The organism is Thermostichus sp. OS-CIW-30 (assembly GCF_054060215.1).
In genome coordinates this window covers 17,819-36,660 of the sequence record NZ_JBSSCZ010000031.1, presented here as the reverse complement: position 1 = coordinate 36,660, position 18,842 = coordinate 17,819, and the positions used below count along the sequence as shown (strand labels likewise).

Genomic DNA, 18,842 nt, shown 5'->3' with positions numbered 1-18,842 from the left:
ATGTTAACTCTCTCTTCTGTCTGTAAAAAAGCCAATATCTTCTGCCATTTGTTTTCATCTAAAAAAACCAACTTCATCCTCTTTCCTCTATAAATCATTCTCTCTATCCTAACATAAGATCAACACGACCTAGATTGAGACACTTCCTAGGCGTTTCGCGACCGCCCCCAGCCCCTCTCCCTCTGGGGGAGGAGAGTCGGGAAGCAATGCCACAGAAATATTTAGAAATGTTTCATTCCTATGCCGCGGTAGCAGATCCCAAAACGAGCTGTCAAAAGCTGGGCAAACCTGTTGGCTACCTTCCCTCTTTCCGCTGCTCACAAGACAAAAGGGCGCGCATGGACTCCAACAGTTGGGGTGCCCTCTGGGTGAGGTCTTGATAGAGGCAAATTTGCTGTTGGCAGCGGGCCAGGTTATGGGCTTTGCGGCTGGGGTAGCGCTGGGGATCCCAATTCCAGTAGGCGTCTTCAAACCAATCCTGCAAAAAGCGCATCCCCAATTCCAGGGTAATCAGTTGGATCCCTTGGAGAAGGAGTTCCGGTTGTAGGGCGTGCAAGTTCCCGGTTTGGGCATAGCCCCGCAACCCGGCCAGGATCGCCTCTGGCTGAAGGGTATTTCCTCGTTTGCCCCAGGAGCGCAGGGCATCCCCCAATTCAACATAGAGATTGTGATACATGAAGGTGTCCAGATCCACCAGGCCCACAAATCGCCCCTGCTCATCGAACAAAAAGTTGTTGAACTTGAGATCGGCGTGGATGATTTGAGTTGGGATCCCCGAGGGCAGCAGAAGATTGGGCACAGTTTCGATTAAAAACTGCCATTCTGCCTGCACTTCTGGGGCCGGCTCATACTGGCGTAGCTGTTGCCAAAGGTGAGCCGTATCGTGAAAATGCGGGATCTGGAAGCGAAAACGATAGTCCATCTGGGCCAAGAGTCGATGCAGGCGTCCAACGGCTGCCCCCGCCTCTTCCAGATAGCCCCAATTGGGAGGAGTTGGGTGACAGGATCCCGGCAGACAATCCATGACCCGCCACAGCCCTTCTGCCCAGGACAAGTGCAGGGATCCATCGCGAGCGCGGCGGAATTGGGGGACGGGGAAGCCGTGTTGTCTCAGCCATTGGCCGATGGCTTGACCATCTTCAGTGACAGCAGGATCAAATCGGGGGTGAAGGCGCTGGACGATGAAGGATCCCTCAGAGGTGTTGAGTTTCCAAGTTTGGTGAATGAGGCCCACTCGGATGGCTTCGGGTGGCTCTGGATCCCCCAGTTGAAAGTGCTGGACAAGGGGATCCAGCCAAGTCAGGTCAAGCATAGGCAAGGAAGAAATCTATTCAAGCTTGGGGTGCTGGGTCGATCTTTTCGTTTTCAGAGCTGCCTCAAACTGCTTACCACAGCGGCGGCCTTTGAGGCTTACAGTTCAAGTTCTATTGAAGTGGCTTCATGTTGACGATTTTACCGTCCTCGATAAACAGGGCAAGTTGTTTGGGAGGGTGCAGCTTGTTATGCAACCACAGCCTTTTTGCGGCTCACCCGAACGGGACTTGTCGCCAGAACTCACTGCCCAATTGGCCGAGAACTCAGGTGTCGTTGTGGCAAACCCGCGAAAGAGCCCCATTTGCTACCTTAATGAAGGTTGCTGGCCGGACAACCGTTAGGTTCCCTCATCACCCCATGGATACCCGCCTAATCAACATTGGCTTTGGCAACATCGTCGCCGCTGGGCGTGTGGTCGCCATTGTCAGTCCCGAGTCAGCTCCCATCAAACGCATCATCAGCGATGCCCGCGAGAGGGGCCAGTTGATAGATGCCACCTATGGTCGTCGTACCCGCGCTGTCATTATCACCGATTCCGGGCACGTTATCCTCTCCGCCATCCAACCCGAAACCGTTGCCAACCGCTTCCTCACGGCCAAGCCCGGTTTGTCAGAGGAGACCGAGTGAAAGCCCATCGCTGTGAGCCGTTTGAGAAACCAGAAGTGAGATATCCTAAAACCAACCCAAACAAGTCAATTGCCCAGCCGTCTTGCGTCGGTCTCTGTCTATGCCAACCTCTCCTACCCCGGTTTCCTCTGAGTGTACGCAGCAGCAGGGATCCCTTCCGGCTCCTACCCCGCGCGGTCGCTTGGTGGTTTTGACAGGGCCCAGCGGAGTGGGTAAGGGTACGCTGGTCAACCAGTTGCGCCAGCGCCACCCCGAGCTGTATCTCTCGGTTTCGGTCACCACCCGCCCCCCCCGCCCCAGCGAACAGGAAGGTGTCAACTACTACTTTCGCAGCCGGGAGGAATTTCTCAACTTGATTGAAGCCAACGAGCTGTTGGAATGGGCACAGTATGCGGGCAACTTTTACGGCACTCCCCGCGAGATCGTGTTCCAAAAACTTAACCAGGGTCAGGATGTGCTGCTGGAAATTGAGCTGGCGGGGGCCCGTCAGGTGAGGCAGCAGTACCCAGATGCCATTCGCATCTTTCTCTGTCCCCCTTCTCTGGAAGAGCTGGAACGTCGCATCCGCGAGCGCGGACAAGACTCAGAGGCCAGCATCGAGCGCCGCCTGGAGCAGGCCCGCAAGGAATTGGATGCCCAAGACGAATTTGACCATGTGATTGTCAACGACAACCTGGAGCAAGCGCTGCAGGAGCTGGAAGCCCTGCTCTATCCCCCCTCTCCCTCTTCAAAGGAGCAGCAGCCCTAGCTTCTCCAGCCCCTTCCCGGAACGCTGGTGTCGGTGGTGCAGTGGCTCCAGATTGGGCCTAGGGTTAACTTTCGGTTAAGAAAAAAGCTGCTGGGGAGGGTAGTTTGGCTTTACCAAAAAACTGGGCCTGAAGCCCCGCCCTAAGGCCTACGGCCCGCTGACGCGACCAGGGCGGCTTTTATCTTGCTAGACCTTTGATAAAGTAGGCTCATGCGCGTCCTCGAAGCCAAGCTCCTCAACGGCACAGCCCAGCAGTACCAGGCCTTGGATGAGGCCATTCGGACTGCCCAGTTCGTGCGCAACAAGTGCCTGCGCCACTGGATGGATCATCAGGGGGTGAACAGGGCCACGTTGTACTCCCTCTGCAAAGACTTGGCCAGAGAGTTCCCCTTCGCCCAGAAGCTCAACTCCTCTGCCCGACAAGCCAGCGCGGAGCGAGCCTGGTCTGCCATCTCTAACTTCTACCGCCGCTGTAAGAACCAGGAAGCCCGGAAGGGCTATCCCAAGTTCCAGAAACACTGTCGCTCCGTGGAGTACAAAGTCTCCGGCTGGAAGCTCTCCCAAGATGGAATGTCCATCACCTTCACGGACGGCTTCCAGGCAGGCACCTTTGCCCTGTACTGCAACGGCGAGGCGCGGCGGGACATCCTCACCCTGAAAATCAATCGGGTGCGGGTAGTGCGGAGAGCCGATGGCTACTACGCCCAGTTCTGCCTGGACGTGGAGCGTCGGGAGAAGGTGGGCTACACCGGCGAGGCGGTGGGGCTGGATGTGGGCTTGATGCACTTCTACACCGACAGCAATGGGAACGCTGTGCCGTGTCCCAAGTTTTTGCGTCGTGCCGAGAGGAGGTTGAAACAACAGCAAAGGAGACTGAGCAGAAAGTTCAAGAAGGGGGCCAAACCTCAATCCAAGAACTACCACCAGCAGAGGAAGCGGCTGGGCAAGGTGCATCTCAAAGTCCAACGCCAGCGTAGAGACTGGGTCATCAAGCTGACCCGGTGCGTAGTGCTCGCCTACGGCGGCGCGGAGCGCTTTGTCTAGCGACATCGTGGCGTATGAGAACTTGCCGGTGCGCAGCTTGGCGCGGAATCACCACTTGGCCAAGTCGCTCGCGTAAGCGGTGCGGAGCACTATTCACGATGCGAGCTGGAGTTTATTCACCGGGTGGCTGGACTCCTACGGGAAGGTCTTCAACAAGGTGGTGGTGGCCGTGCCGCCCCAGTACACCAGTCAGGACTGTTCTCGGTGTGGCCACCGGGTGAAGAAGACGCTGTCCACTCGCACCCATCAATGCCCGCAGTGTGGGGTGGTACTTTGCCGGGATGAGAATGCGGCCATCAACATCCTGCGCAAAGGGTTGGAGTTGTTGGGTGAGGAGTGGAACAACGGTACCTTTGGGCAAAAGGGAACCGCCCCGAAAGGGGGAACGCCTGGGGAGAAAGGCCTACGGCCCGCTGCCGCGATGAGCACCGCTGCTGTGGAGGGGCAACCTGACACGGTAAGTGCTGTCGCAGAACCAGGAACCAGAATCCCCTGCCTTTAGGCAGGGGAGTATGTCAATTGTGAGATAATGGTAAAGCTGCGCTTTCTGTGCAGCCTCTGGTTCTAATCAGTTCTATCTGGCCAATTAGGGGATAGTATGCTGCACACACTATCTGGCCAATTAGGGGATAGGTCTCCAGCTCTGATCGGGATCCACTGTATCCTGGAGCTTTACGACTGCCCGGCCAAACTTTTGGATGATGCCTCTCTGGTGCAACAGGCTTTGCGAGAGGCAGCCAGACGCTCCAACTCCACCTTTTTGGGAGAGCTGTGCCATCCATTTGAGCCACAGGGGATTACAGCCCTCGCTCTTTTGGGGGAATCCCACATCTCCATTCACACCTGGCCCGAAGCGGGCTACGCGGCGGTGGATGTGTTCACCTGTGGTCGCCACACCCGACCGGAAGCGGCCTGTGAATATCTGATCGACGTGTTTCAAGCGCGACGATATTCCCTGCGCAAGGTGCCCCGCCGCACCGCGCAACCGACACTCCTGGAAGAGGCCCCAGACTCGGCTGAGGTGCTCACCTGTGAAGCGACCCGACGAAGGCGCTGAGATCTTCGCCAATCGCAGCTTTTTCCAAACTGTCATGGGGGCCATCTGTAGGCTGGGTGGGATCCGATTCACCCCAGAGGTCAGTCTATGTTGCTGGAAAAAGCTGTAGCGAGGTGCTTATGAGCAGCCCGAGAAGTTTCTTCTGGGTTCAGGAGTACTTTACCCCTTGGGACTACACCGCCCGTGCCGTCACGCGCATCTTGGCCTACCGAAAAACCCCTTTCCAGGAGATGCTGATCGCCGAGACGGGGGCCTTCGGCAAGGGTCTGATGCTGGATGGGCATTGGCAATCCACTACCGTGGATGAGTTTCTGTACCACGAGGCTTTGGTTCATCCGGCTATGGTGCAGGTTGTCCAAGCGGGCGGGATCCCCCGGCGGGTACTGGTGTTGGGGGGGGCAGAAGGGGCAACGCTGCGGGAGGTGCTGCGTTGGCGCTCGGTGGAGCAGGTGGTGATGGTGGACATCGATGGGGAGGTGGTGGCAGCCTGCCGAGAGCACCTGCCGGAAATGCACCAGGGATCCTTTGAAGATCCGCGGGTGGAGGTGGTGATTGCCGATGCCTTGGATTTTCTCCAGGAAACAGGCCCCATTTGGGATGTGATCCTTTCCGATCTCTCCGATCCCATTGAGTCCGGCCCTGCCTATCGCCTCTTCACCCAGGAGTTTTTCCGCCAGATCCGCTCCAAGTTGCAGCCAGATGGGGCTTTCACCATCCAAGCCGGGCCGACGGGGCCGGTTGAGCTTCATCAACACACCCGCATTGTTCGCACCCTGAAAACGGTGTTTGCCGCTGTGCAGCCCTACTCCATCTATGCCCCCACCTACGGTGGCCCGCTGGGTTTTGCCCTGGCAGCTCAGGATCCCATCTCCCCCAGGCCAGAACCGGAGCAGATCGACCAGATTCTGAGCCAACAGTTGGATCCCGAGCGAGGGGCACTGCAATTCATCGATGGCATCACCCTTCTGGGCCTCTACCAAGTCCCAGCTCACCTGCGCCGTGCCATTGCCGCCGAGACCACGGTTTATACCCTGGACAACCCGCCTCGCATCGAATAAGGGGCTATCCAGCACCCCGAAGGGATCCCAGGAGAGTTTGTCTTTGGTGCCATAACTTGGTAGATTCGTCAGCAGCCGAATTTTGCTTCCCTGATGAAAGTCCTGGTTATTGGTGGTGACGGATACTGTGGCTGGGCGACGGCCCTATACCTATCCAACAGGGGTTATGAGGTGGCCATTCTCGATTCCTACGTCCGCCGCCTCTGGGATCTGCAACTGGGGGTTTCTACCCTGACCCCAATTGCCCAGCTAGAGCAACGGGTGGATTGCTGGAAGGGGCTAACCGGCAAGGACATTCCCATCTTTGTCTGCGACGTTACCAACTACGAAGCCCTGATCTCCTGCATGCGCCGCTTCCCGCCGGAGGCCATTGTTCACTTTGGCGAGCAGCGCTCTGCCCCTTACTCGATGATCAGCCGCGAACACGCGGTAATGACCCAGGTGAACAACGTGGTGGGCACCTTGAACATCCTCTACGCCATCAAGGAGGAATTTCCCGATTGCCACCTGGTGAAGCTGGGCACCATGGGCGAGTACGGCACCCCCAACATCGACATCGAGGAGGGGTACATCACCATCGAGCACAATGGCCGCAAGGATACCCTGCCCTACCCCAAGCAGCCGGGATCCATGTATCACCTCTCCAAAGTACACGACAGCCACAACATCCACTTCGCCTGCCGCGTCTGGGGCCTGCGGGCCACCGACCTCAACCAAGGGGTGGTATACGGCGTGCTCACAGAAGAAACCGGCATGGACGAGGTGCTGATCAACCGTCTCGATTACGATGGCGTATTCGGCACAGCTCTGAACCGCTTCTGCATTCAAGCGGCCGTGGGCCATCCGCTGACAGTGTATGGCAAGGGCGGCCAGACCCGCGGTTTCCTGGATATCCGCGACACGGTGCGCTGCGTGGAGCTGGCCATTGCTCACCCTGCCGAGCCGGGCCAATTCCGGGTGATGAACCAGTTCACAGAGCAATTTAGTGTTGAGCAACTGGCGTTGCTGGTGCAAAAGGCGGGAGCCACCATGGGCCTGAAGGTGGAAATCAACCACCTGGAGAACCCCCGCGTCGAGCTGGAAGAGCACTACTACAACGCCAAAAACACCAAGCTCCTAGACCTGGGCCTCCAGCCCCACTATCTGTCCGATTCCCTCTTGGATTCGCTGCTCAACTTTGCTCTCAAGTACAAGGATCGGGTGGATGTGCGGCAGATTTTACCCAAGGTGAAGTGGAAAGGTTAACTCTCCAGGCAAGCTTGGGCCAGGCTCAGCCAGCCGCGCGCCAGGTTGTCCAGGTTATAGCCGCCTTCCAAGCCGAAGAGGGTTTTGCGGGTCACCTGCTCCAGGCAGAGGCGGGCCATGCGGCCAAAGTCTTCCGGCTCTAGCCGCATACCGGCCAAGGGATCCCCTTTGGCACAGTCGAAGCCGGCGCTCACCAGCAGCAAATCCGGCTGGAACGCTTGCAAGAACGGCAAGATCTTCTCGTCGAGGGCCTTTTTGTAGGCCAACCAATCCGAGCCGGCAGGCAAAGGCACGTTGCAGAGGTTGCCGTGGATCCCGGTTTCGCGAGCGGAGCCGGTGCCGGGGTAGAGGGGAAACTGATGGATGGAGGCATAGGCCAGTTGGGGATAGCGCTCCACCACCGCCTGCGTGCCGTTGCCGTGGTGAACATCCCAATCGAAAATCGCCACCCGCTTTACCCCCGGCTGATCCAACGCCCACAGCGCCGCAATGGCTGCGTTGCTGAATAAACAAAACCCCATTGCCCGTTCTGGCTCTGCGTGATGCCCAGGCGGACGACACAGCACCAAAGCCGGCTGAGCGGTGGCCAAAACCGAAGCAGAGCCGGCAATCCAAGCTCCCACAGCCAGGCGCGCTGCCTCAAAACTTCTCCCCGAGAGAGCAGTGTCGGCATCGATGTGTCCCCCACCTGCTGTTGCCAACTCAGCCACCTGTTGAATGTGCCGACGCGAGTGTACTCGCTCCAGCTCTGCCAGCTCCGCCAAGGGGGGATCCCGCCATTCCAACTGGTTGGCAAAAGGGGCACCACGCAGCGCCTTAACAATGGACTGCAAGCGAGCCGGACGCTCGGGGTGAAATGGCCCAGTATCGTGGCTGAGGAAAATATCAGAATAGTAAACAGGCAACATGGGCAGAGGCAACAAGCTAAGGCAACGCCTTTGCAGTGTAGCTTAAGCCCGCCCCCTCTATCCGTAGAAGACCTCTGACATGGATCCCGCATAGGGGTCAAGGCCAAAAGAGGCTTGTTGGAGTTTTTGATTGACCACATCCCGCACTACCGACCGCAGCAATTCCAGCTCAGAGGAATTGAGTTGATCGCGGCTGGGACACTCATCGGCAGCCAGCCACATGTAGATGGCGGGGACCCGGTTTAGGATCTGCTGCATCATCCCTTCCCGCTCCCTAGCGTCATGAAACACCTGTTGATGGGGGTGCTCAGTGGAGAGGATAGTTTCCAGTTCTCCCAATGCCAGGTACTCGACGATATTAACCAACATCTTTTCCATGATGAATGTCCCTCCTAAAAATCCCTGTCGCTCTTAAAAACAGACATTAAACAAAAAACGCTGCTTCCCCATCTTCCTCCGCTGCTTTTGGCACCGGATTTTGCCTACAGGCCGACCATTTAAGCCGGTTGCAGTTAAGTCTGCCGTCGGGAAGAAGTTGCGGTTTCGTTCGTAAGATCCTCTTGTGCAGCCAATCCTTGCCTCCTCTATTCGCCTCGTTTGCCTTTCCACTTGCCGCTGAAAGCAGCCAATAGGAGCCATCAGCAGCTGGAAAATCTTTTTGCTGGTATTCAGTACCAACGAAGAATTATCAGCGTTCAAGAGAAACAAGGTAGAGCGTTTAACAAAGACTATAGAAACTCGACTGCAAAAGGCAGGAAGATCTTACTCAGCTATTTGTCATTCACTACCCTAACACGTGACTGTGTAAGAAATTGCGGGAATATTAAGAAACTTACATATTTCTTGACAATTGACTAAAACTTCTGTCTGTCAAGGAGGCCCTGGAAGGCAGTTAAAGAGTTGTAAAGAGCAACTCTTCCCTTGGCTCCAAGCTCTGAAGAACTGCCAAATCCAGGGATCCAAAACAAATAGATTTAGCCTGCTATGGGCAGATCGACTCGCTGAGCCTGGATCCAGAAAGACTCTAGGTCATAGTAGTCCCTTTCCTGTTGCATAATCACATGGACAATGAGATCGGCATAGTCGATCAGTATCCAAGAGGCCGATTCCTGCCCTTCGATGCGGCGCGGAGTTTGTTTCCACTCGTCCCAAACCTTTTCCTCAATTGCTCGGGCAATGGCGCGGACTTGCGTAAGCGAGTAGCCGCTGACCAGAAGAAAGTAATCTGCCAAAGTGGAGACTTGGGATACATCCAGCAGAACGATATCGCCACCTTTTTTCTCTTCTGCCGCGCGAGCTGCACTCAGCGCCATGCAATAGATGGGATCCCCAGCAGGGGCAGGCATGAGATGTAGCAACTAAAACCCTCCTGAAACGACTGAGTTAACCTAGGACACCGCTTTTTCTAAAGGATGTAACAAAAAATGATTCCGAGTCATGAGTGTGCGCGGATGAACCACCTGATTCCGGTCTAGCAAAAATTTTAGGCTCAAGTCACATACTCCCACTACGGTTTTAGACAAATCTACAAAAGCCATCTGCCGCAACCGCTCCAATTCTAGGCTGTTGCCCCGATTCGGCTCCAGGGCATCGGCCACGAAAACCACGCAACTGAGCGGATCCATGCCGGGCTGCCCTAGCGTGTGGTTGGCAATGGCCGCCAAAATCTCCGGGTCCTGTACCTGAAACTGCTCCCGCGCCACCAGGGATCCCACCTCAGCGTGCAGGATGTGAGGTTCGGCCCGCTCAATTTCATCCAGCTCCCGTTCCTGAGCCACCCTTTGCAACAGTTGCTCCGGCGGGAAAGCCTTGGCCAAGTCGTGCATCAGCCCTGCCCAAGCAGCTTTCTGCTCATCCAGCCCGTAGTGGGCCGCCAGCTGTCGGGCCATCCCCTCTACCCCCAAGATATGGCGGAGGCGAGGAGGAGACACCCGCTCCTGTAGCCAGGCCAACACCTCTTCCCGCCCCAGTTGAGTGCCCATCGCCCTAGTCATTCTGCAGCTTCAGCACGGCCATAAACGCTTCTTGGGGCACATCCACCGTTCCCACCGCCTTCATGCGTTTTTTCCCCTCTTTTTGTTTTTCCAAAAGCTTGCGTTTGCGGGTCACATCTCCTCCGTAGCATTTGGCCAAGACGTTTTTGCGCAGGGCTGGTATGGTTTCACGAGCAATCACTTTAGAGCCAATTGCTGCCTGAATGGGCACTTCAAATTGATGGCGTGGGATCAGCTCTCGTAACTTGGCAACTAGGGAACGGCCTACATAAAAAGCTTTATCCCGATGCACAATCGTGGATAGAGAATCCACCACATCGCCGTTGATCAAAATGTCCAAACGCACCAAATCATCGGCGCGATAGCCAATCATTTGGTAGTCCATGCTGGCATAACCACGAGTGCGTGATTTCAATTGGTCGAAAAAGTCGGTGACCACTTCCGCCAGGGGCAGCTCATACACCAGCGTAGTCCGACCCTGCGCCAGATATTTCATGTCTTTAAAAGTGCCGCGTTTGGTCTCACACAGCTCCATCACGGTACCGACAAATTCCTCAGGAAGAATCACCTCTACCCTGACAATCGGCTCCTCAATGCTGGTGCGCTCGTTGGGGGGAGGCAGCTTGCTGGGATTGTCCACCCGAATCACAGAGCCGTTGTTGAGGGTAACTTGGTACACCACCGTCGGAGCTGTGATCACCAGATCGAGATTGTACTCCCGCTCTAGGCGTTCCTGAACCACCTCCATGTGCAGCAGGCCCAGAAAACCACAGCGGAAGCCGAAGCCCATGGCGCTGGAAATTTCTGGCTCAAAGTACAGGGCAGCATCGTTGAGCTTGAGCTTTTCCAGAGCCTCTTTGAGTTCGGCGTACTGATCGGAGCTGCTGGGGAACAGGCCACAAAACACCATCGGCTTGGCTTCTTTGTAGCCGGGCAGGGGCTCAGGAGCTTTGCGATTCACCAGTGTGATGGTATCCCCAACACGGGCGTGTTCCACGCTCTTGATGGCGGCGGCCATGTAGCCCACCTCGCCCGCATGTAGGGCATCCACCGGCTCTTGGTTGGGACGCATCACCCCCAGCTCGGTAATCTCGTATTCTCGGCCAGAGGCCATAAAGCAAATCTTGTCCCCCGTTTTCACCTCCCCGTCCATGATGCGCACATAGACGATCACGCCGCGATAGGCGTCGTAGTAGCTATCGAAAATCAAGGCCCGCAAGGGATCCGCCACTGTATCCCGTGGGGGGGGCACCCGCTGCACAATGGCCTCCAGAATCTCTTGAATGCCAATACCCACCTTGGCAGAGGCCAGGATTGCCCCGCTGCAGTCGAGGCCGATTACCTGCTCAATCTCGGCAATCACCCGCTCCGGCTCGGCGCCCGGCAGGTCGATTTTGTTGATCACCGGAATAATTTCCAGGTTGTTCTCCAGGGCCAGGTACACATTGGCCAAGGTTTGGGCCTCCACCCCTTGAGAGGCATCCACCACCAGCAGCGCCCCTTCACAGGCGGCCAGGGAGCGGGAGACTTCGTAGGTGAAGTCCACATGCCCCGGCGTGTCGATCAGGTTCAAAACGTAGTCTTGGCCGTCTTGGGCACGGTAGTTCATGCGGGCCGCTTGCAGCTTGATGGTAATGCCCCGTTCCCGCTCCAGTTCCATGCTGTCCAGCAGTTGCGGCTTCATCTCGCGAGCTGAAACGGTGCCCGTTTCCTGCAGGAGGCGATCGGCGAGGGTGGATTTGCCGTGGTCGATGTGGGCGATGATGGAAAAGTTGCGAATACGGGAGACAGGAACGCCGGTCATAAAAACCTGATCAGGGCAAAGATTTTTTACAATGCTAGCCTGTCTGGCCCTCTGCCTAAGCCAAGGTTGCCCAGAAGTTGGCTGCCAAGGGGAGAAGACACAGCCCTTCTGCCGGACACCGGAGCACCCTACTGGAATTGGCCGGGACAGCTCCTTTCCGGCAGCGCTGACTAGAGCCGGTACAACAGACGTGCCGCTTGTGTGGCAGGGATGGGATCCGTGAAGATGGAAAAAGCCAGAACGAACTTAGGCGGTGTTGTCGCCAGCTCGCCAGGAGGCTATGGGTCTGACCCGACGGCAGAGGAAGCAGTCCAGAACCCTGCCCAAAGCACTACTTGTCTAACTTCTCAATGTAGGGGCGAATGTCATTGAGGTCGATGTAGCGGTCGGTGGCGTTGCGCAGCTCGCGGGCGATCATCCCTTCGGTGGAGACAACTGTAATCAGCGTGTTTTTGGAACGCAACAGCTCGACGGCCCGCTCAAAATCTCCATCGCCGCTAAATAGAATGATCCTATCGTACTGGCCAACGGTGTTGAACATATCGATTACTATTTCGATATCCAGATTTGCTTTTTGGGAGTACCGACCGGAGTCTTCATCTCGATATTCTTTGAGGATCTTGGTGCGCACGGTGAAGCCCATGCTGATCAGAGCGTCTCGAAAGGCCCTCTGATCATGGGGATCCTTGATGCCGGTGTACCAAAAGGCGTTGACCAATTCGACATTCGGCTGTGATCTAACAAAATAATCCAGCACCCGGCGTGGGTCAAAAAACCAGCCATTTTTCTGTTGAGCATAAAACATATTATTGCCATCAATAAAGATGGAAACCCGAGTGACGGGATGATGGTAAAACATAAAGCTTTTCCGAAAAAAGTAAGGTGAACTGGTCAGAAAAAGAGGATGAAAACGAGGTCACTGACTTTCCACAAGAGCCATTTGGGCAGCCAGCACCTTGCTGACACCAATCTCTCATCATAGCCAAAGGTGGGATCCCTTTCTCAAGAATTAACTCTGGGGAGAGGCACCCCTGTAAACCAAAGCGGGTTCCGGTTGCCGCAGGGCATAGCTGGATCCCGGTCGATCGGCTTGGCTAACGTACAGCTCCGCCAATTGTCGAGCCAGGTTACGGATGCGCCCAATATAGAGCGTGCGCTCGGCCACAGCAATGACACCACGGGCGTCGAGCAGGTTAAAGGTGTGGGAGCACTTGAGCACATAGTCGTAGGCGGGCAGGAGCAGAGACACGGCCAACCGATCCGGCAACACCTGTTTCTGCAGTTTCTGTTGGGTGGTTTCGATCAAACGTTTGGCCTCGGCTTCGTAGAGCCGGAACAATTCCAGTAGCATCTCCGGATCGGAATACTCGAAGTTGTAATAAGATTGCTCGACCTCATTTTGGAAATAGATTTGTCCATAGGTAATCCGTCCCAGAGAAGGATGCTCATTCCAGCAGAGATCGAAAACCGAATCCACCCCCTGCAGATACATGGCCAGGCGCTCTAGCCCATAGGTAATTTCTACAGAAACCGGGCGACAATCTTGTCCGCCCACCTGCTGAAAGTAGGTGAACTGGGTTACTTCCATGCCGTCCAGCCACACTTCCCAGCCCACGCCCCAAGCCCCCAAGGTGGGAGATTCCCAGTCATCTTCCACAAAGCGAACATCGTGTTCTGCCGGGTTCACGCCCAAAGCTTGCAGGCTATCCAGGTAGACATCTTGAATGTCATCGGGGGAGGGCTTGATCAACACTTGGTATTGAAAATAGTGCTGCAGGCGATTGGGGTTTTGACCGTAGCGTCCATCGGTGGGGCGGCGACAGGGTTCGACATAGGCTACTCGCCAGGGATCCGGCCCTAAGGCGCGCAAAAACGTGTGGGGGCTCATGGTGCCGGCGCCTTTTTCCAGGTCGTAGGGTTGTAGGATCAAGCAGCCCTGCTCCCCCCAAAACTGTTGCAGGCGAAAGATCAAGTCTTGAAAGGTGTGGGCTGACATGGCAGGGGTTGGGCAGAGATGGATTAACCCCTATCCTACCAATCTCCTCCTCTCAGTCGAGCAGCTCTTCCCGATCAGCTGGATCCGAGTAGTCCCACTCGATGGGGGGCATTTGGTCGAAGGCTTGTTTGAGGGCGCTCTCCCACAGTTTGCGCATCTTGGCCAGGTAGGGATCCCCGGTGCGCAGGCGCAGACGGTGGGTGACCTTGAACTGATCCGCTTGCACCATCACCAAATCGATGGGGGGGCCGACGGAGATGTTGGATTTCATGGTGGAGTCAATGGAGAGGAGAGCGCATTTGGCCGCATCTGCTAGCGAGGTTTCGTAGGAGAGGGTGCGATCCAAGATTGGCTTGCCGTATTTGGTTTCCCCCACCTGCAAAAAAGGGGTTTCCGGGGTGGCCTGGATGCAGTTGCCCTGGCTGTAGATCAAAAAGAGGGCCGGCTCCTCGCCTCGGATCTGTCCCCCCAACAACAGGCTGCACTGGGCGTCGATACCGTCCTTTTCCAGCCAGGGTCGGTCTTGCTCCTGGATGTAACGAATTTTGGATCCCAGGTAGCGGGCCACGTCGTAGAGGTGGGGAAAGGTGTGGAGATTGGAACTTTCCTGTTGGCGCAGATCCCGCTGCACTTCGGTCAAAACGCCCTGGGTGATGGACAGGTTGCCGGAGGTGCAGATCAAGATCACCCGCTCTTCGGGCACGGAAAAATCGAACAGCTTTTGGTAGGTGGAGACGTAGTCCACCCCGGCGTTGGTGCGGGAATCTGCCGCCATCACCAAGCCAAAGCGGGTGATGATGCCAAGGCAGTAGGTCATGCGAACGATGCGGCTCGGCTCTCTGATTGTAGAGGCGATTGTAGAGGTTCAGGGGAAAGCAAATCCGATTTTGTGGCGGATTTCCTCCCGCAGGCGGGCGGTGATCGAGGCTTCGTCCAAATCGGCCAAAATCTGGGCTATGGCGGCTTTGGGGCCCTCTGGCCCCCAACTGGCTCCCTGGGCCAGGTAGCGGCGGGCGGACTCGCCGATGGCATAGCAGGAAAACCCGGCCAACACCGCCTGCGTCAGGGCCACGGAACCGTAGGCTCCCAGAGAGAATCCCCCCAGCAAGGTTTTCAGGGATCCCAGGCCCAACAGCGCCACCCACTCGCCGGCGCCCAGGCTGAGCATGCTGAGGATGATCTTCTGCAGCAGTTGTGTGGCTCCCGCAGTGCTCATGGGCCAGCCGTACAGGCGGGCCAGGCGCAGGATCAGGGTGACATCGATGGCCAGCCCTCCCAAGGTATCGAGCAGGGTGATGGGGTTGAGGGCAACCGCCAGCGCTTTAGTGCGGGCGGCTGAGGCGATCAGATCTTGGGCTTGCTGGGCACGGGTTTGCAGCTTGCGCTCAATTACCTGCTGGTTAACCCGATCGGCAAACAGGAGGGCATTCAAGGCCAGCAGCGAACGCCCCTCCCGATGCAGGACTTCCAGGATTTTCAGGCGCAGCTCATCCACCTGCGGGGATCCCACTTCCATCTGGGCAGCAAAGCTCCCATCCGGCCTTTGCACCAGGCGGGGCACGCGAGGGGAGGCCGCCACCATGACGATCTCGTTGGGAGAAAGGAGCTGCCGCACCCGTTCGTTGCGGATCTTGTCGTAGATGGCCTGGCGATCTGCCTCTGGGTACTGGTCGATCTTGTTGAACACCAGCAGCATAGGCTTGCCCGCCTCCCGCAGGGTGGCCAGAGCCTCAAACTCCACCCGCGTCAGATCCCCGCAGACGACAAACAGGATCAGATCCGCTCGCTGGGCCACTTCTCGGGCCAGCCGCGCCCGCTCTTCGCCGTCTACTTCATCCAGGCCGGGAGTGTCGATCAGCTCCAGACGGGATCCCTGCCAATGGGCGACCTGTACCGACTGCACCGAGGAAGGGGGGAGGCGGGATCCCTTCAGGGATGTGCCAGAGAAGGAGGACTGGGGGCGGGTTTCCCAGCTGATGTTCCAAGTTGCCGCTTGCTGGGTACGGGTGATGCCATGGGTGGGCCCCGTCTCAAAGACTGGCTCGCCCAGCAGGGCATTGAGCAGGGAAGACTTGCCTCGCCCCACCAGACCAAAGGCGGCGATGTGGATGACCTCGGTTTCCAGCTTGTCCAAGAGCGCTTGCAAGCTCTCCAACTCCCCTTCTAAGCCCGCGACCTCTTGGGGGCGCAGATCCAGTTGGGCCACCCACTGGCGCAGGCTGCGCTTGGCTTGTTGGTAGTTGAGGTCATCTTGTAGGGTGTTGCGGCGAGCCATAGCCGTAGCGCTCAATAGCGGTAGGAAGCAGCCCTTAAAAGACTGATACATTTACGCTGAACACTGCTGAACATCACTGTTCAACTATGCAGCGATAGCATTCTGTTTGTTTCCATTCGCGTTAGCGGGACGGAGTCCAAACAGAATGGCGGTATCCCGCAAAGCTTTGAGTAGAATACCCAAAGCGCAGTTTCCGTGTCCTCTTACTACCAATTTTCTGCTTTGCTTTGGCTACCATGTTGGCAGACTCGAAAGTAAACAGAAAGATCAACTGGTAGTAATCCGTACTGAACATATTATACATTATTTTCAGTATAGTTGAGCTTATTATTGACTAGAGTCATGCTCCACTTTGCTCTCGGGATCGGCAGGCTTCCCCACCGGACAGAGAGCTTCTCATCGGACAATACAAGGGACAATACAAGACGATCATAAGAGGAAGGGAAGAGTTAAGCTCAAAGCAAGGCGGCCTCAGCCGCCGGGATCCGCAACTCAAAAATCCGATATCCAAAACTTGGCAAGAGGAGGTTTTCCATGCCCAGGGCTATCTGGAATGGGGTAGTGGTGGCGGAGACAGAGCGCTACGAAACCGTAGAAGGCAACATCTATTTTCCGCCGGAATCTCTGCGCCGGGAATACTTCCAGCCCAGCTCTACCCACACCACCTGCCCCTGGAAGGGGGAGGCCAGCTACTACACCCTCGTGGTCAACGGCCAGGAGAACAAAGATGCCGCCTGGTACTACCCGGATCCCAAACCCGCTGCGGCCAACATCCGGGGCTATGTGGCCTTCTGGAAGGGTGTCAAGGTGGAGCCCTAGCCGGAGCCGAGTTTGTCAACCGGGTATGATGGGAAGAGTGGGTTGGAGAGGCGATGCCATGCTGACCAATGGCCGGATCCTGTTTGGCGCGGCCCGGTGGGCGAGAAAGCTGGGCCTGGCCGGATTGAGCTTGGTGCTGTTGGGCTGCAGCCCCGCAGGTTTTCGCACCCCGCGTCCCAGCCTGACCAACAGTGGCCTCAACAGCATCTTCCCCGATGGGGAGCCTGCTTTCAACGGAGATGGCCGCTACCTGGTGTTTTCCTCGGCCCGCAGCGGCAGCCAGGATATTTTTCTCTACGACACGGTGGAACGTCGCTTGGTGGATCTGCCCGGCCTCAACTCCAGCGACGTGGCGGCCACCTCGCCCGACATCAGCGCCGATGGTCGCTACATCGTCTACGTGTCCAATGCTCTGGGCAAGTCTGAGATTTTTCTCTACGACCGCGAAACCCGCAGGATAGAAAACATCAGCAGCCGGGTGCCGGGAGATGTGCGCAACCCCACCATCAGCGGCGATGGCCGGTTTATCGCCTTCGAGAGCAACGGCCAAGGGCAGTGGCACATCGAGATTTTCGACCGGGGGCCGGCAGCCAGCACGCGCCCAACCTCACTCTCTTCCCCCACTTCTGGCGACAATCCCTGAGGGGATCCTCAAGCTAGGATAGACCCCCCTGCTTTGCAAGAGTTGTTGCATGTCGATTCCCCTCGCCCAGCGACTTCAGCCCCTCGGCGGCAATGTGTTTGACCAAATGGATCAAGCCAAGCGAGAGGCTCGTCGCTCTGGCCTGGATGTGATCGATCTGTCTCTGGGATCCTCCGATCTGCCCCCACCTTCAGACTCCTTGGCGGCCATCCAATCGGCTCTGTCGGATCCCTCTACCTATGGCTACACGCTGTTTCACGACACGGCGGACTTTCGCTCTGCCTGCGCCAAGTGGTACAGGGGCAAGTTCGGCCTGGAGATCGATCCGGAAACAGAGGTGCTGCCGTTGATCGGATCCCAGCAGGGAACGGCCCTCTTGCCCCTGGCCCTGCTCAACCCCGGCGATGTTGCTTTGGTTGCGGATCCGGCCTATCCCTCTCACGTGGGCGGGATCCATCTGGCGGGCGGGATCCCCTACTACCTGCCCCTGCGGGCGGAAAACCGCTTCTTGCCCCAGTGGGATCGGATCCCGGAGGCAATCTGCCGGCAGGCGCGGCTGCTGGTGTTGAACTACCCCCACAACCCCACCACTGCCACCGTCACCCCGGAGTTTTGGCAAGAAACCCTGCAGTTTTGTCAGCAGTACGACATCGTTCTGGCCCACGATTTTCCCTATGTGGACTGGCGTTTCGACGGCCAGGTAGCCCCTTCCGCGCTGCAGGCGGATCCCGATAAAACCCGCACCATCGAGTTTTTTTCTCTTTCCAAGTCCTATCACATGGGAGGGTTCCGGGTGGCCTACGCCATTGGCAGCCGAGAGCTGATCCGAGCCCTGCGATGGGTGAAATCCACCATCGACTTCCACCAATACCAGGGCATTCTGCGGGGGGCAGCAGCAGCTTTGACAGTTCCCGATAGCTTTTTGCAGCGCTGGCGGCAGGTGTACCGCGAGCGACGGGATATAGCCGTGGCGGCTCTGCACCGCATGGGTTGGCCTGTGCCTTTGCCGGAGGCCACCATGTATCTGTGGGCGCCTTTGCCGGAGTTTTATCGCGGCTCTTCTGCCCAGTTTTGTTTGGACTTGGTGAGAGCCACAGGGGTTGCCCTGTCTCCGGGTTCTGGCTTTGGCCCCAGTGGGGAAGGCTATGTCCGCTTTGCTTTGGTGGTCGAGGGATCCCGTCTGGAGGAGGCGGTGGGACGGATCGAGGCGTTTTTGTCCCGGTGCATTTCCTAAATCCCAAACATCAATCCCAAACATCGAGCATCCAGCTCTCGGTTGGTTGTGCTCGCCCACCGTCGGGCAATCTAAG

At 57.0% G+C, this 18,842-nt stretch carries 18 protein-coding genes and 2 pseudogenes; 9 read left to right on the top strand and 11 right to left on the bottom strand.

Features of this window, described 5'->3' with window-relative positions; translation table 11 throughout:
- A pseudogene (locus tag ACVWZF_RS12515) lies at positions 1–77 on the bottom strand (IS5-like element ISSoc13 family transposase); the annotation flags it as partial.
- A 218-nt stretch (positions 78–295) separates the two neighbouring features.
- On the bottom strand, positions 296–1,312 hold the full coding sequence (locus ACVWZF_RS12510; protein WP_187147247.1) for a phosphotransferase enzyme family protein: 1,017 nt from the start codon (positions 1,310–1,312) through the stop codon (positions 296–298).
- Positions 1,313–1,671: 359 nt separating this feature from the next.
- Between ACVWZF_RS12510 and remA the strand changes: the two genes are divergently transcribed.
- The 6 genes and pseudogenes from remA to ACVWZF_RS12480 all read left to right on the top strand — a co-directional run bounded on the left by remA (position 1,672) and on the right by ACVWZF_RS12480 (position 7,093).
- On the top strand, positions 1,672–1,941 hold the full coding sequence (gene remA, locus ACVWZF_RS12505; RefSeq protein ID WP_011431727.1) for an extracellular matrix/biofilm regulator RemA: 270 nt from the start codon (positions 1,672–1,674) through the stop codon (positions 1,939–1,941).
- A 100-nt stretch (positions 1,942–2,041) separates the two neighbouring features.
- Complete coding sequence (gmk, locus tag ACVWZF_RS12500) at positions 2,042–2,689, top strand: guanylate kinase (RefSeq protein WP_457411595.1); 648 nt, start codon at positions 2,042–2,044, stop codon at positions 2,687–2,689.
- A 210-nt stretch (positions 2,690–2,899) separates the two neighbouring features.
- Positions 2,900–4,235, top strand: a pseudogene (locus tag ACVWZF_RS12495) (RNA-guided endonuclease InsQ/TnpB family protein).
- Positions 4,236–4,331: 96 nt separating this feature from the next.
- Positions 4,332–4,790, top strand: coding sequence for an adenosylmethionine decarboxylase (gene speD / locus ACVWZF_RS12490; protein ID WP_414328672.1), 459 nt, complete (start codon positions 4,332–4,334; stop codon positions 4,788–4,790).
- A 119-nt stretch (positions 4,791–4,909) separates the two neighbouring features.
- Positions 4,910–5,848 (top strand): fused MFS/spermidine synthase, encoded by a 939-nt coding sequence (locus ACVWZF_RS12485; protein ID WP_457395910.1) that lies wholly within the window; start codon positions 4,910–4,912, stop codon positions 5,846–5,848.
- Between the two features lie 93 nt (positions 5,849–5,941).
- Positions 5,942–7,093, top strand: coding sequence for an NAD-dependent epimerase/dehydratase family protein (locus ACVWZF_RS12480; RefSeq protein WP_457384670.1), 1,152 nt, complete (start codon positions 5,942–5,944; stop codon positions 7,091–7,093).
- Here ACVWZF_RS12480 and ACVWZF_RS12475 read toward each other — a convergent pair.
- The 9 genes from ACVWZF_RS12475 to ACVWZF_RS12435 form a co-directional block, all read right to left on the bottom strand.
- A complete protein-coding gene (locus ACVWZF_RS12475; protein WP_414406999.1) occupies positions 7,090–8,001 on the bottom strand; it encodes a histone deacetylase family protein in 912 nt (303 codons plus the stop codon). The genes ACVWZF_RS12480 and ACVWZF_RS12475 overlap by 4 nt on opposite strands.
- A gap of 57 nt (positions 8,002–8,058) precedes the next feature.
- A complete protein-coding gene (locus tag ACVWZF_RS12470) occupies positions 8,059–8,379 on the bottom strand; it encodes a hypothetical protein (RefSeq protein WP_457395911.1) in 321 nt (106 codons plus the stop codon).
- A gap of 596 nt (positions 8,380–8,975) precedes the next feature.
- Positions 8,976–9,347, bottom strand: a complete 372-nt coding sequence (gene rsfS, locus ACVWZF_RS12465; protein ID WP_011431734.1) for a ribosome silencing factor — start codon at positions 9,345–9,347, stop codon at positions 8,976–8,978.
- A 42-nt stretch (positions 9,348–9,389) separates the two neighbouring features.
- Positions 9,390–9,995, bottom strand: a complete 606-nt coding sequence (gene yqeK, locus ACVWZF_RS12460; protein ID WP_457411594.1) for a bis(5'-nucleosyl)-tetraphosphatase (symmetrical) YqeK — start codon at positions 9,993–9,995, stop codon at positions 9,390–9,392.
- Positions 9,988–11,799 (bottom strand): translation elongation factor 4, encoded by a 1,812-nt coding sequence (gene lepA, locus ACVWZF_RS12455; RefSeq protein WP_414328663.1) that lies wholly within the window; start codon positions 11,797–11,799, stop codon positions 9,988–9,990. The genes yqeK and lepA overlap by 8 nt, the downstream gene beginning before the upstream one ends.
- A gap of 331 nt (positions 11,800–12,130) precedes the next feature.
- On the bottom strand, positions 12,131–12,658 hold the full coding sequence (locus tag ACVWZF_RS12450; RefSeq protein ID WP_011431737.1) for a low amplitude/bright protein LabA: 528 nt from the start codon (positions 12,656–12,658) through the stop codon (positions 12,131–12,133).
- A 150-nt stretch (positions 12,659–12,808) separates the two neighbouring features.
- Positions 12,809–13,795: a glycine--tRNA ligase subunit alpha gene (gene glyQ, locus ACVWZF_RS12445; protein WP_011431738.1), complete on the bottom strand. Its 987-nt coding sequence runs from the start codon at positions 13,793–13,795 to the stop codon at positions 12,809–12,811.
- A gap of 52 nt (positions 13,796–13,847) precedes the next feature.
- Complete coding sequence (locus tag ACVWZF_RS12440; protein WP_011431739.1) at positions 13,848–14,612, bottom strand: proteasome-type protease; 765 nt, start codon at positions 14,610–14,612, stop codon at positions 13,848–13,850.
- A gap of 48 nt (positions 14,613–14,660) precedes the next feature.
- Positions 14,661–16,070: a DUF697 domain-containing protein gene (locus tag ACVWZF_RS12435; RefSeq protein ID WP_041436061.1), complete on the bottom strand. Its 1,410-nt coding sequence runs from the start codon at positions 16,068–16,070 to the stop codon at positions 14,661–14,663.
- A gap of 534 nt (positions 16,071–16,604) precedes the next feature.
- On the opposite strand from ACVWZF_RS12435, the gene ACVWZF_RS12430 reads away from it, so the two are divergent.
- The 3 genes from ACVWZF_RS12430 to ACVWZF_RS12420 are packed head-to-tail and all read left to right on the top strand — an operon-like array spanning position 16,605 to position 18,766.
- Positions 16,605–16,889 carry a DUF427 domain-containing protein gene (locus ACVWZF_RS12430; protein ID WP_011431741.1) on the top strand — a complete coding sequence of 95 codons (285 nt, stop codon included), beginning with the start codon at positions 16,605–16,607 and terminating at the stop codon, positions 16,887–16,889.
- Between the two features lie 58 nt (positions 16,890–16,947).
- On the top strand, positions 16,948–17,532 hold the full coding sequence (locus tag ACVWZF_RS12425; protein WP_011431742.1) for a TolB family protein: 585 nt from the start codon (positions 16,948–16,950) through the stop codon (positions 17,530–17,532).
- 49 nt (positions 17,533–17,581) lie between these two features.
- Positions 17,582–18,766: an LL-diaminopimelate aminotransferase gene (locus tag ACVWZF_RS12420; RefSeq protein WP_011431743.1), complete on the top strand. Its 1,185-nt coding sequence runs from the start codon at positions 17,582–17,584 to the stop codon at positions 18,764–18,766.
- Positions 18,767–18,842 lie beyond the last annotated feature (76 nt).